Genomic DNA, 13,362 nt, shown 5'->3' with positions numbered 1-13,362 from the left:
GCCCTGCCCTTCAGTTTCGAGGAACCGCCGACGTGAACATCAAGTTTCTGGAAACGTTTGTCTGGGTCGCGCGCCTGAAGAGCTTCCGGCTGACGGCGGAAAAGCTCTTCACCACCCAGGCGTCGATTTCCAGCCGGATCGCGGCCCTGGAGGACGAAATGGGCGTGCGCCTGTTCGTGCGCGACTCCAAGGGTGTGTCGCTGACCGCCGAAGGCCAGCGCGTGCTGGAGTATGCCGAGCGGATCATGGACACCATGCAGAGCATGAAAGCGGTGATCAAGGATCCGCGCCAGGTGCGTGGCCGGATTCGGATCGGTGCGATGGACACCGTCATCCATACGTGGCTCAGCCCGTTGGTGACACGGCTGATGGAGCGTTACCCGGCGCTGGAAATCGAGCTCACCGCCGACACCGCGAGCAACCTGTGCTCGCAACTGGAAAAGGGCTACCAGGACATCATTTTCCAGACTGACATCCTGCGCCTGGACAGCGTGCGCAACACCTTGCTGACCCGCTATCCGATGCATTGGGTGGCGCGTACCGGTTCCGTCTACGACCGCCACTACGCCTCGCTGGAGGACCTGTCGCAGGAACGTATCGTGACCTTCTCGCGCAATTCCCGGCCGCATCAGGATTTGCTCAACATGTTGCATTCGGCCAACCTCGTCTCGCCGCGTATCAACTGCGTGAACTCGGCGTCAGCCATCACCCGCCTGGTTCGCGATGGCTTTGGCATCGGCGCCATGCCTGCGGCGCTGGTGGTGGGTGAACTGAACCAGGGCTCGCTGGTCCTGGTGGACGGCGTGCCGCTACCCTCGGTCATGGACATCGTCGCCAGTTGGCGGACCGGCGCGGGCATGGAACGCGTCGAAGACATCGTCAGCCTGACCCGGGAAGTGGTCGACGATTACGTCGCGCAACTCCCGGCGGAGTACCGCCTGGTGCCGAGCCAGGCCTGAGCGCTTCGCCGGACTGTCAGTGAACTGAAACATCCCCGACTTATTCTGGGGCGAGCGCACTGCGGCGAACTGCTGGCTGTGCCAACCGCTCAGGATGATCCAGGGAGTCCCGCCATGAAAATCAGTGTGTTCGGCAGTGGTTACGTTGGATTGGTGCAAGCCGCAGTAATGGCTGAGGTTGGCCATGACGTGGTGTGCATGGACATTGACGAACACAAGGTCGCCAACCTGCGCCAAGGCCTGGTAAGTATTTTCGAACCTGGCCTGGCAGCGCTGGTGCGCGAGGGGCTGGAGGCCGGGCGCCTGCATTTCACCAGCGATGATCAACTTGCCGTACAGCATGGCCAGGTGTTGTTCATTGCGGTCGGTACGCCGTCGAGGGACGACGGTTCTGCGGACCTGCGCCAGGTGCTGGCCGTTGGCGAGGCGGTGGCCCGCTACCGCGAGCAACCGCTGATCGTCGTGGAAAAATCCACCGTGCCGGTGGGCACCGGCGATATCCTGCGGGCGCATATCGAGAAATGCCTGCTCAAGGCTGGGCGCCTGTTGCAGTTCGATATCGTCTCCAATCCCGAATTTCTCAAGGAAGGCTCGGCGGTCGCCGATTGTCGTCGCCCCGATCGCATCGTCATCGGCTGCGAGCGCGATGAAGTGCGCGATACCATGCGCGACCTGTACGCCCCGTTCAACCGCAACCACGATCGGGTCCTGTTCATGGACCTGCGCAGCGCGGAACTGACCAAATACGCCGCCAACGGCATGCTCGCCACCAAGATCAGCTTCATCAACCAGATTGCCGAACTGGCGGAGCACCTGGGGGCCGACATCGAGTCCGTGCGCCTGGGCATCGGCGCTGACTCACGGATCGGCTACCACTTCATTTATCCAGGGTGCGGCTATGGAGGCTCGTGCTTCCCCAAGGACATGCGCGCCTTGATCCACACGGCCGAACAAGCCCATTGCTCCAGCGACCTGCTGCAAGCCGTGGAAACCATCAACCTGCGCCAAAAACACAAGCTGTTCGAACGCATCAAGGCGTTCTACAAAGGCGACCTGCGGGGCAAGACCTTCGCGTTGTGGGGCCTGGCCTTCAAGCCCAACACCGACGACATGCGCGACGCACCGAGCCGCACGCTTCTGGAATCGCTGTGGGCGGCCGGGGCGAGTGTTCGCGCGTTCGACCCCGAGGCGATGCAGCAAACCCAGTTGCTCTACCCCGACGAGCCGAAACTGATGCTCATGGGCACCCCGGAATCGGTCTTGCCGGGGGCCGACGCCCTGATCATCTGCACCGAATGGCAGCCGTTCAAGGCCCCGGACTTCCAGTTGATCCAGCAACGGCTCAAGGCCCCGGTGATTTTCGACGGTCGCAACCTGTACGACCCGGATCGCATGGCGGACAAAGGGTTTATCTACTTCCCGATGGGGCGCGGGCAATCCTGCAATTTACCGATTGCACAGCAGGCGTGGCTTGAAGTTTCCAAAAGCGCCTGATTCGTTACTTCAAAATTAATGCACTCAACCAGCATTAATATGAATTTGTAACCCAAGGGGGCGGACGGCACACTGTGCACCGTTCCTCCCCCAACTGTTGGAACACTTAAAGGGCTTTCTGGGATTTACCCCGTAAGCCCCTTTTTTTGTTCGTTTTTTGGATGTTGCTGAATGTTTTCTCGCTGGTTCCCCGCAGCTATCAATACCCGTCCTACCGAATGGAGCCGTGCCGCCATCGGCATGTCCTTCGGCACCTTGTTCAGTGTCTGGCTCTGTGGCCAGGTGTTCGGCCTTGAGGTGGCGCAGCACCTGATCGGCCCGCTCGGCGCCTCGGCTGTGCTGCTGTTTGCGGTGTCATCGGGCGCCCTCGCCCAGCCCTGGTCGATTTTCGGCGGTTACCTGTGTGCCTCGGTCCTCGCCTTGTTGGTGGCCCATGTGCTGGGCCGCACGCTGGAAAGCGCCTGCCTGGCGGCGGGCATGGCGCTGATATTGATGTGCTGGCTGCGTTGCCTGCATCCGCCAGCGGGAGCCCTGGCCGCAACGCTGGTGCTGGCCGATCCGTCGATCATTGCCTTGGACTGGCAGGCAGTGGCGGCGGCGATGCTGGCCGGCTCTGGCCTGCTCGTCTTTGCACTGGCCTACAACAACCTGACGCGCGTGCGCTATCCCAAGCGCGCCAGCGAGCCGGTGGCGGTGATACCGGCCGACCATCCCCCCGTTGATCGCCAAGCCATCACCGCTGAAGACTTGAAGTCGGCACTTGAGGAAATGGAAGCATTCTTCGACGTAACCCCCGAAGACTTGGAGCAATTGATCCACGCCAGCGAGCGTCATGCCAAGCGCCGCAGCATCACGGAGGTACTGTCGGGTCGCGGTTGAGCCTGTGGCTGCTATAAATATGCAGACAGGACCTGCACGTATCCCGGTTGTGCAATGCAAATTTGCACTGTTACGATCCCGACCGGGTACGCGCGACATTATTTATAAAGAACAATAAAAGCAGGGAGTTAGCGATGACAGCTCAGGTTTCATCCCAAGCTGCGGACCGCGTCGAAACCGCGCCTTACGAGGTGCTGGTCGACGTCCGCAACCATATTGGCCACTTGACCCTGAACCGCCCCGCCGGCCTCAATGCCCTCACCCTGGGCATGGTGCGCAGCATGCAGCAGCAACTCGATGCCTGGGCCCACGATCCGCAGATCCGCGCCGTGGTCCTGCGCGGCGCTGGTGACAAGGCGTTCTGCGCCGGCGGCGATATCCGTTCGCTGTACGACAGCCACAAGCAGGGCGATACCCTGCATGAAGATTTCTTCGTCGAGGAATACGCCCTCGACCTGACGATCCACCACTACCGTAAACCGATCCTGGCCCTGATGGACGGCTTCGTGCTGGGCGGTGGCATGGGCCTGGCGCAAGGCGCCGACCTGCGGATCGTGACCGAACGCAGCCGCCTGGGCATGCCCGAAGTCGCCATCGGCTACTTCCCCGATGTGGGCGGCAGCTATTTCCTGCCGCGCATTCCCGGCGAGCTGGGTATCTACCTCGGTGTCAGCGGCGTGCATATTCGTGCCGCCGACGCGTTGTATTGCGGATTGGCCGACTGGTACCTCGACAGCCGCAAGCTCACCCAGCTCGACGAGCGTCTCGATCGGCTGGAATGGCGCGACACGGCACTCAAGGACTTGCAAAGCCTGCTGGCAAAAATCGCTGTGCAACAACTCCCTGCCCCACCGTTGGCCGACCTGCGGCCGGCCATCGATCATTTCTTTGCCCTGCCCGACGTTCCCAGCATGGTCGAGCAGATGCGCCAGGTCACCGTCGCGAACAGCCATGAGTGGGCGCTGAAAACCGCCGAACTCCTGGAGACCCGCTCGCCCCTGGCGATGGCGGTGACCCTGGAGATGTTGCGCCGTGGCCGGCACCTGAGCCTGGAAGACTGCTTTGCCCTGGAACTGCACCTTGACCGCCAATGGTTCGCACGCGGCGACCTGATCGAAGGCGTGCGCGCCTTGCTGATCGATAAAGACAAGAACCCGCAATGGAACCCACCGACCCTGGAGGCGCTGGACGCCGCACAGGTCGAGAGTTTCTTCGACGGCTTCGACTACCACGGGAATTGAACATGCAAGACCTTGAGCTGACCGAAGAACAAGTGATGATCCGCGACATGGCCCGTGACTTCGCCCGCGGTGAAATCGCCCCCCATGCCCAAGCTTGGGAAAAGGCTGGCTGGATCGATGACGCTCTGGTGGCCAAAATGGGCGAATTGGGCCTGCTGGGCATGGTAGTGCCCGAGGAATGGGGCGGCACCTATGTCGATTACGTCGCCTATGCCCTCGCCGTGGAAGAAATCTCCGCGGGCGACGGCGCCACCGGGGCGTTGATGAGTATCCACAACTCGGTGGGTTGCGGGCCGGTCCTCAATTTCGGCACCGATGAACAGAAACAGACCTGGTTGGCGGACCTGGCCAGCGGCCAGGCGATTGGCTGTTTCTGCCTGACCGAACCCCAGGCTGGCTCGGAAGCGCACAACCTGCGCACCCGCGCCGAACTGCGCGATGGTCAGTGGGTGATCAACGGCGCCAAGCAGTTCGTCAGCAATGGCAAGCGGGCGAAACTGGCGATTGTCTTTGCCGTGACGGACCCAGACCTTGGGAAGAAAGGCATTTCGGCGTTCCTGGTGCCAACGGACACGCCGGGGTTCAACGTTGACCGCTCCGAACACAAGATGGGCATCCGCGCGTCAGATACCTGCGCGGTGACGCTGAGCAACTGCACCGTGCCCGAGGCCAATCTGCTCGGCGCCCGTGGCAAAGGCCTGGCCATCGCCCTGTCCAACCTGGAAGGCGGTCGCATCGGCATCGCCGCCCAAGCCCTGGGCATCGCCCGCGCGGCGTTCGAAGCGGCCCTGGCCTACGCCCGCGATCGCGTGCAGTTCGACAAACCTATCATCGAGCACCAGAGCATCGCCAACCTGCTGGCCGACATGCACACCCGCCTGAACGCCACCCGCCTGCTGATCCTCCACGCCGCGCGCCTGCGCAGCGCCGGCAAGCCGTGCCTGTCGGAAGCCTCGCAAGCCAAGCTGTTCGCTTCGGAAATGGCCGAGAAAGTCTGCTCGTCGGCGATACAGATCCATGGGGGTTATGGGTATCTGGAGGATTATCCGGTGGAGCGCTACTACCGGGATGCGCGGATTACCCAGATCTATGAGGGGTCGAGCGAGATTCAGCGGATGGTGATTGCCCGGGAGTTGAAGCACTACCTGGTGTAAAGCTTCGCGAGCAGGCTCGCTCCCACAGGGTTTGGTGGTGTACACAGTATCGCGTACACCTCAGGTCAACTGTGGGAGCGAGCTTGCTCGCGAAAGCGGTGGGTCCATCACATCCACGCCGAATGTACCCCCGCCTTCGCGGGCGCCAGTTGCGCTACTTGTCTTGGAATTCCGCGGCACGCTTGGCGACGAACGCGGCCATGCCTTCCTTCTGGTCCTGCGTGGCGAACGCGGCGTGGAACACCCGACGTTCGAAGCGCACGCCTTCGGACAGGCTGACTTCAAAGGCACGGTTGACGCTTTCCTTGATCATCATGCTGATGGGCACGGATTTGGAAGCAATCAACGCCGCCGTTTTCAGTGCTTCGTCCAGCAGCTCATCTGCCGGCACGATGCGCGCGACGATGCCGGAACGCTCGGCTTCCACCGCATCGATAAAGCGCCCGGTCAGGCACATTTCCATGGCCTTGGCCTTGCCTACCGCGCGTGTCAGGCGTTGGGTGCCGCCCATGCCCGGCAGTACGCCGAGGTTGATTTCCGGCTGGCCGAACTTGGCGTTGTCGCCGGCCAGGATGAAATCGCACATCAAGGCCAATTCACATCCGCCGCCCAAGGCAAAACCGTTCACCGCGGCGATGATCGGTTTGCGGCGGTTGGCAACGCGGTCGCTGTCGCTGAACAGATCATCCAAATAGATTTGCGGGTAGGTCAGCTCAGCCATTTCCTTGATGTCGGCGCCGGCGGCGAAGGCTTTTTTCGAGCCGGTCAGCACGATGCAACCGATCTTCGGGTCTGCTTCCAGGCGGTCCAGCGCTTGGTTCAGCTCGCTGACGATCTGGGCATTGAGGGCGTTCAGCGCCTCGGGACGGTTCAGCGTGATCAGGCCGACGCGGTCCTTGATCTCCAATAAAATCGTTTCGTAATTCATGCAGGACTCCTGTTCAAAGATTGCGCGAAATAACCATGCGTTGAATGTCGCTGGTGCCTTCGTAGATCTGGCAGACCCGCACGTCGCGGTAGATGCGCTCCAGCGGGAAATCGTTGAGATAACCGTAGCCCCCCAGGGTTTGCAGCGCCATGGAGCAGACCTTCTCGGCCATCTCCGAGGCGAACAGCTTGGCCATGGACGCTTCCACCAGCGCGGGCTGGCCGGCATCGCGCAGCGCGGCGGCATGATGAACCATCTGCCGTGCCACGGCGATCTGCGTCGCCATGTCCGCCAGGCGGAACGCCACGGCCTGGTGCTCGATGATCGGTTTGCCGAAGCTCTGGCGCTCGCGGGCATAGTCGCGCGCCGCTTCGAACGCCGCGCGGGCCATGCCCACCGACTGCGCCGCGATGCCAACCCGCCCGCCTTCGAGATTCGCCAGGGCGATCTTGTAGCCCTCGCCTTCTTCTCCGAGACGATTGGCCACGGGCACTTTCAAATCCTCGAAGAGGATCTGGCAGGTGTCGGAGGCGTGCTGGCCGAGCTTGTCTTCGACCCGTGCCACGCTGTAGCCCGGCGAATCGGTGGGCACGATGAACGCGCTGATGCCGCGCTTGCCGGCGCCAGGATCAGTGACCGCGAACACAATAACCACCCCGGCGTTCTGCCCGGAAGTGATGAACTGCTTGCTGCCGTTGAGCACGTAATGGTCGCCCTCCAACCGCGCCCGGGTCTTCAGGCTGCTGGCGTCGGAGCCGGCCTGGGGTTCGGTCAGGGCAAAGGCGCCGAGCATCGCGCCGCTGGCCAGGGGCGTGAGGAACTTGGCTTTCTGCTCATCAGTGCCGAACTTGAGGATCGGCACGCAGCCCACCGAGTTGTGCACGCTCATGATGGTCGAGCACGCCCCGTCGCCGGCGGCGATTTCTTCCAGCGTCATCGCGTAGGCCAGGTAACCGGTGTCGCAACCGCCCCATTGTTCCGGCACCAACATGCCGAAAAAGCCCAGCTCGGCCATTTCACCGATGGCCTCCTTGGGGAAACGGTGCTCGCGGTCCCATTCAGCCGAGAACGGTTTCAAACGCTCCTGGGCGAACTGCCGGGCCATGTCGCGGATTTGGGTCTGTTCTTCAGTCGGGAGCATGGTGATTCCTTAGTACAGGCATTCAACGGCCATGGCCGTGGCTTCGCCGCCGCCGATGCAGATCGCCGCGACGCCGCGCTTCAGGCCCTTCTGGCGCAAGGCCGACAGCAGCGTCACCAGGATGCGTGCGCCGGACGCACCGATCGGGTGCCCCAGTGCGCAGGCGCCGCCGTGGACGTTGACCTTGTCGTGGGGGATTTCCAGCTTGTCCATGGTCACCACGCCCACCACGGCGAAGGCTTCGTTGACCTCGAACAGGTCGACCTCGTCCAGGGACCAGCCAGTCTTGCCCATCAGCTTCTTCACCGCGCCAATCGGTGCCGTGGGAAACAGGCCCGGGGCGTCGGCAAAGGCCGCATGGCCGTGAATGACCGCCAGTGGTTTCAAGCCGCGCTGTTGCGCCTGGCTCTGGCGCATCAGCACCAGGGCCGCGGCGCCATCGGAAATCGAACTGGCATTGGCCGCCGTCACCGTACCACCGTCGCGAAAGGCTGGCTTGAGCGTGGGGATCTTGTCGATCCGTGCCTTGGGCGGCTGTTCGTCGTGGCGCACGGTGACCTGTTCCTTGCCGACCATCACCTGCAACGGGACAATTTCAGCATCGAAACTGCCGTCCTTGATTGCTTGCTGGGCGCGGGTGGTGGAGGCAATGGCGAAGGCATCCTGGGCTTCACGGCTGTAGCCGTTGGCCTCGGCGCAGTCCTCGGCAAAGGTGCCCATCAGGCGGCCCTTGTCATAGGCGTCTTCAAGGCCGTCGAGGAACATGTGGTCGAGCACCTTGCCGTGGCCCATGCGCAAGCCGGCGCGAGCGCGGTCCAACAGATACGGGGCGTTGGACATGCTTTCCATGCCGCCCGCCACCACCACATCGGCGCTGCCGGCGACGAGCATGTCATGGGCGAGGATCGCCGCTTCCATGCCCGAGCCGCACATCTTGTTCAGCGTCGTGCAGCGGGTCGATTTGTCCAGCCCGGCGCCGAGCGCTGCCTGCCGTGCCGGCGCCTGGCCTTGTCCGGCGGCGAGCACACAGCCGAACAACACCTCTTCAACCGCATCGGGGGCAATGCCGGCCCGTTCCACGGCGGCCTTGATGGCCGCGGAACCCAGCTGCGGCGCGGTGAGGCTTTTCAGTTCGCCCTGGAAACCGCCCATCGGGGTGCGGACGGCGCTGACGATGACAATCGGATCGTGGGACATGACTAATCCTCCTATTTGGCGGCCATGCGCAAGGCGCCGTCGAGACGGATCACCTCGCCGTTGAGCATGCTGTTTTCAATGATATGCCGGACCAGCGCCGCGTACTCGGCGGGTTTGCCCAGGCGCGGCGGGAACGGCACGCCGGCAGCCAGGGAATCGCGCACTTCAGGGGTCATGCCGGCCATCATCGGGGTTTCGAAAATACCGGGGGCGATGGTCATCACGCGGATGCCGAAACGCGCCAGTTCGCGGGCGGCTGGCAGGGTAAGGCTGGCGATCGCGCCCTTGGACGCGGAATAGGCTGCCTGGCCGATCTGGCCGTCGAAGGCCGCCACCGATGCGGTGTTGATGATCACGCCGCGCTCGCCATCGGCGTTGGCTTCGGTTTCGGCAATGGCCGCCGCGGCCAGGCGCAACAGGTTGAAACTGCCGATCAGGTTGACGTTGATCACCTGGCTGAAACTGGCGAGGGCGTGGGGACCGTTCTTGCCGAGGATCTTCTCGCCGCGCACGATGCCAGCGCAATTCACCAGGCCATTGAGGCCACCCAACGCATCGACCGTGGCCTTGACCGCGGCTTCGGCGGCGGCTTCGTTGCTGATGTCCGCGACCACGCTCTGGCAGCCAAGCTTCTGCGCCTGGGCAGCCACGGCGTCGGCGTTGACATCCAGCAGCATCACCTTGGCGCCGGCCTTGATCAGCATTTCACCGGTGGCCGCGCCGAGGCCGGAAGCGCCACCGCTGACGAGGAATATCTTGTTGTCGATCTGCATCATGGTTTCCTTGGATTCAAGCTGAAACGTTCTGCGCCGCGGCTTCTTGGGCCTTGGCGATTTCCTGGTTGCGCAAGATAAAGCGCTGCAACTTGCCGCTCGGGGTTTTCGGCAAGTCGCTGACAAATTCGATTTCACGGGGATAGGCATGGGCGGCGAGACGCTTGCGCACATGCTGACGCAGTTCTTCGGCCAGCTCGGGCGCGGCGCGGTATTGGGCGCTGAGCACCACGAAGGCTTTTACCAGCTCGGTGCGCTCCGGATCGGGCTTACCGACCACGGCGGCCTCGACCACGGCCGGGTGCTCGATCAGCGCACTTTCCACATCGAACGGGCCAACCCGGTAGCCGGACGTGGTGATCACGTCATCGCTGCGCCCGACGAAGCTGATGCTGCCGTCGGGGTTGAACTCGACGGTGTCGCCGCTCAGGTAATAATCGCCAACGAAGGCCTTGGTCGGGCCCCCTTCGTAACCGGCGAACCAGCACATCGGTGACTGGCTGCGGTCGACGGCAAGAATGCCCGGCTGACCGACGCCCAGTTCCTGATGGTTTTCATCGAGCACCACGATGCGGTGGCCTGGCGAGGCAAAACCGGCCGCACCCTGGTGGACGGGATGGTCGAGGCCGTGGTGATTGCACAGCACCATGCCCAGTTCGGTCTGGCCGTAATGGTCGTGGATCACCACGTCCAGGTTGTCGGCGAACCAGCGGATCACTTCCGGGTTCAGCGGCTCACCGGCGCTGCTGACGATGCGCAGCTTACCCTTGATCGACCGGGCGAACTGCTCGCCGCCGGCGATCAGCAGGCGATAGGCCGTGGGCGAACCCGCCAGGTTGGTGATGCCGTACTTGTTGATGACGCGGCAGGTACTGTCAAGGGTGAACGGGCCGTCGTAGAAGGTTATCGGATGTCCCTGCGCCAACGGGCCGGTCACGCCGAAATAGATGCCGTAGGCCCAGCCCGGGTCGGCGACGTTCCAGAAAGCGTCTTCCGGTCGCAGATCCACCGCGTCACGCATGTAGCTCTGGAACGCCACGATCGCCTTGAGCGGCACCGACAACGCCTTGGCCGGGCCGGTGGTGCCGGAGGTGAACATCAGCAGGAACGGATCCTCGCCCGTCAGCATCAGGGGTTCGCACTGGTCGGACTGGTTGGCGACCTCGGCCCAGAAACTGTAATCGCCACGGACGATGCCCTCGCCCTTTGCACCGCCGACCGTGACGACGGTGGGGCAACCGGTGACTTCGTTGAGCTTGGGACGGTTGACCGCGTCAGTGACCACGATCCGCGCGCCGGAGCTGCCGAGGCGGTGTTCGATGGCCTTGGGACCGAACGCGGTGAACAGCGGCTGGTACACGGCGCCGATGCGCCAGGTGGCGAGCACCACGATCAGCAATTCGGCGTTGCGCGGTAACAGGCCAGCAACCTTGTCGCCTTTGCCGACGCCTTGGGCGCGGAGGAAATTGGCGAAGCGCGCGGCGTTGTCTTGCAGCTCACGGTAAGTCCAGGTCGCGTCACTGCCGTCACGGCCTTCCCAGAACAGGGCGATGCGCCCCGGCAAGGCGTGCCGGTCGCAACATTCAACACAGGCGTTGAGTGCCTCGAGCGAGCCGTGCAACGCGGCATTGACGGTGTGCAGGTAATCGAACTGCGACGTGGCGGACGAATAATCGCGCATGACCAGAATCCCTCTGTACTTTTTATTGGTGGGGGAACCGTGAAGAGCACGCAAATACTCGCGCCGAAGGGCGTGGGGGGCAATGGTCAAAGCCATCAAGTTGCTTGACTGGTTTGGCCATGGACTTAAGTCGGTGTTGCCAGGAATGGCCTCATCGCGAGTGGGCTCGCTCCCGCAATGGCTGGCAGCCACAGCAAGCCTGCTTAAACACCTGTGGCGAGGGGATCTATCCCCGTTGGGCTGCGGCCCCCAACCAGACAACCCGGTGTGCCAGTAAGATCGAGGTCGTTGCTGTTGGGGCTGCTGCGCAGCCCAACGGGGCGGTGCGACGTTTCGCTAAATCCCCTCGCCACGGGGCCATCGTTTTTCTTAAGTGAGGAGTATTACTGCCGCTACAGGGGCTGTTTCCAGGCAAAGGAATAGGCCTTTTCCGGCGCCGGGGGTTGGCAGCGCTGGTTGTCCGCATCGGCCCCCACCAGGAACCACTTGGCCCGGGAGGTATCGCCGACCCGGCGGGCCTTTTGTGGGTCGTAACAACGCGCCAGGTTCCGTTCCGGCACCAAGGCAAACGCCTGCGGATGGCTGCGCAGCCAGGAAGCGGACTGTTCCAGGGCATCGCCGGTATGAAAACCGAAATGCACGATGGGCTGTTGCGCGAACAACCAGTGGCCTTCCCGCCAGCCCACCAGCACCAATTCACTGTTGCCCGTCAGTCGCGCCACATCACGCATCAAGGTCTCATGGGGGTTGACGCCTTCCTTGTAAGGCTCAATGAAACCGCGCACGAACCAGGCGCACAGCCACACCGCGGTCAAGGCGGCGAACACCACCCTGCCCCTCGGCCGCTTGCCAAACCAGCGACGGAGCATCCACGGCACCAGCGGTGCAACCAACAGGATCAAGCCCGGCAACGCCGGAAAGATATACAACTTGCGCTTGCCGCTGCTCAGGCTGAAAAACAGCAGGACCAGGAGCACCCAACCGAGCAGCACCAGCACCCGGCCGTCGTGCTTGATGAGCTGCTTGCGCCACGCCGGCACCAGCCAGGGGAGCATGAAAAACAGCGGCAACCAGTATTTCGGGATCACCTGGACGATGAAATACCAGAACGGTTCGCGGTGCTCCCAGGCGTTGGCATAACGCCCCGCCGTCTGTTTGAACAAGATCTCCTGGACATACGCCAGGCTGTCAGGGCTGCCCTGCCCGACGATCACCAGCAACGGCCCGAGCCATACCGCGATGGCCGCCAACGCAACGACCAGCCCCAGCCACCAGGCCAACGCTTTGCCGGGCATCGGCACTACGCCCTTCCAACCCTTGCGCAGCGCATACGCGTAGGGAATCAGCATCAACGCCGGCAGAAACCCCACGCCCTTGCTGATGATCCCAAACCCCATCGCCGCGCAGGCCGCGTAGTACCAGCCCCAGGCCGGGCCGAGCAACAGGTGTCGGCACAAACCATAGATGCCCAGGATGGTCCAGAGCGCAAGAAACCCATCGATCTGGCCCGTGCGCAGAATGCTGTAGGTCTGGTAAGTCGCCAGGAACAACAGCGCAGCGATGCTTCCCACGCGCCGCCCCCACAGGCGCCGGCCCAGGTCATACAGGCACGCCGTGGTGACTGCGCCGGCCAGCAGCGCAGGCAGATACAGCGCGATTTTGGGCAGATGGGTCAACTGCACGAACAACGCCACCGCCCACATGAACAGCGGCGGCTTGTCGGCGTAGATTTCACCGGCGCGATGGGGAATGAACCATGAGCCGTTTTGCAGCATTTCGAGCGCGACGCCGAGGAAACGCTCCTCGTCGACATTCATCGGTTGGCGCCAGCCCAGGCCGGCACCGACCATGATCAAGGCCAGCGCCGCCCACGCCAGGCATTCCAGGCGCGAGCTGGACAGTCGTATCCTCACCG

The 13,362-nt window shown here is 63.0% G+C and carries 11 protein-coding genes; 5 read left to right on the top strand and 6 right to left on the bottom strand.

The annotated features are described in order from the left end of the window. The first annotated feature begins 32 nt into the window (after positions 1-32). The 5 genes from KSS97_RS14860 (at position 33) to KSS97_RS14840 (ending at position 5,727) form a co-directional block, all read left to right on the top strand. Positions 33-959 (top strand): LysR family transcriptional regulator, encoded by a 927-nt coding sequence (locus KSS97_RS14860; RefSeq protein WP_217859457.1) that lies wholly within the window; start codon positions 33-35, stop codon positions 957-959. A gap of 114 nt (positions 960-1,073) precedes the next feature. Further along, positions 1,074-2,453 carry a UDP-glucose dehydrogenase family protein gene (locus KSS97_RS14855; RefSeq protein WP_198796508.1) on the top strand — a complete coding sequence of 460 codons (1,380 nt, stop codon included), beginning with the start codon at positions 1,074-1,076 and terminating at the stop codon, positions 2,451-2,453. Between the two features lie 171 nt (positions 2,454-2,624). Then, on the top strand, positions 2,625-3,332 hold the full coding sequence (locus KSS97_RS14850) for an HPP family protein (protein ID WP_030138857.1): 708 nt from the start codon (positions 2,625-2,627) through the stop codon (positions 3,330-3,332). 134 nt (positions 3,333-3,466) lie between these two features. Continuing rightward, positions 3,467-4,573, top strand: coding sequence for an enoyl-CoA hydratase/isomerase family protein (locus KSS97_RS14845; RefSeq protein ID WP_217859456.1), 1,107 nt, complete (start codon positions 3,467-3,469; stop codon positions 4,571-4,573). 2 nt (positions 4,574-4,575) lie between these two features. Next, positions 4,576-5,727 carry an acyl-CoA dehydrogenase family protein gene (locus KSS97_RS14840; protein ID WP_198796510.1) on the top strand — a complete coding sequence of 384 codons (1,152 nt, stop codon included), beginning with the start codon at positions 4,576-4,578 and terminating at the stop codon, positions 5,725-5,727. A gap of 154 nt (positions 5,728-5,881) precedes the next feature. Here the strand turns inward: KSS97_RS14840 and KSS97_RS14835 are convergent, their stop codons facing one another. From KSS97_RS14835 to KSS97_RS14810, 6 genes are all read right to left on the bottom strand, one after another. Then, positions 5,882-6,655, bottom strand: coding sequence for an enoyl-CoA hydratase (locus tag KSS97_RS14835; RefSeq protein WP_217859455.1), 774 nt, complete (start codon positions 6,653-6,655; stop codon positions 5,882-5,884). Between the two features lie 13 nt (positions 6,656-6,668). Further along, entirely contained in the window at positions 6,669-7,796 is a 1,128-nt protein-coding gene (locus KSS97_RS14830) for an acyl-CoA dehydrogenase (RefSeq protein WP_217859454.1), read from the bottom strand. A 9-nt stretch (positions 7,797-7,805) separates the two neighbouring features. After that, positions 7,806-8,993, bottom strand: a complete 1,188-nt coding sequence (locus KSS97_RS14825; RefSeq protein ID WP_030138852.1) for an acetyl-CoA C-acyltransferase — start codon at positions 8,991-8,993, stop codon at positions 7,806-7,808. Between the two features lie 11 nt (positions 8,994-9,004). Beyond that, on the bottom strand, positions 9,005-9,766 hold the full coding sequence (locus KSS97_RS14820; protein ID WP_217859453.1) for an SDR family NAD(P)-dependent oxidoreductase: 762 nt from the start codon (positions 9,764-9,766) through the stop codon (positions 9,005-9,007). A 16-nt stretch (positions 9,767-9,782) separates the two neighbouring features. Then, positions 9,783-11,447, bottom strand: coding sequence for an AMP-binding protein (locus KSS97_RS14815; RefSeq protein ID WP_217859452.1), 1,665 nt, complete (start codon positions 11,445-11,447; stop codon positions 9,783-9,785). A gap of 392 nt (positions 11,448-11,839) precedes the next feature. Further along, positions 11,840-13,360: an ArnT family glycosyltransferase gene (locus tag KSS97_RS14810; RefSeq protein WP_438269607.1), complete on the bottom strand. Its 1,521-nt coding sequence runs from the start codon at positions 13,358-13,360 to the stop codon at positions 11,840-11,842. Positions 13,361-13,362: the final 2 nt, after the last annotated feature.

The sequence above is a fragment of the Pseudomonas alvandae genome (assembly GCF_019141525.1).
Taxonomy (GTDB): domain Bacteria; phylum Pseudomonadota; class Gammaproteobacteria; order Pseudomonadales; family Pseudomonadaceae; genus Aquipseudomonas; species Aquipseudomonas alvandae.
This window is presented reverse-complemented; position numbering and strand designations above follow the sequence as displayed.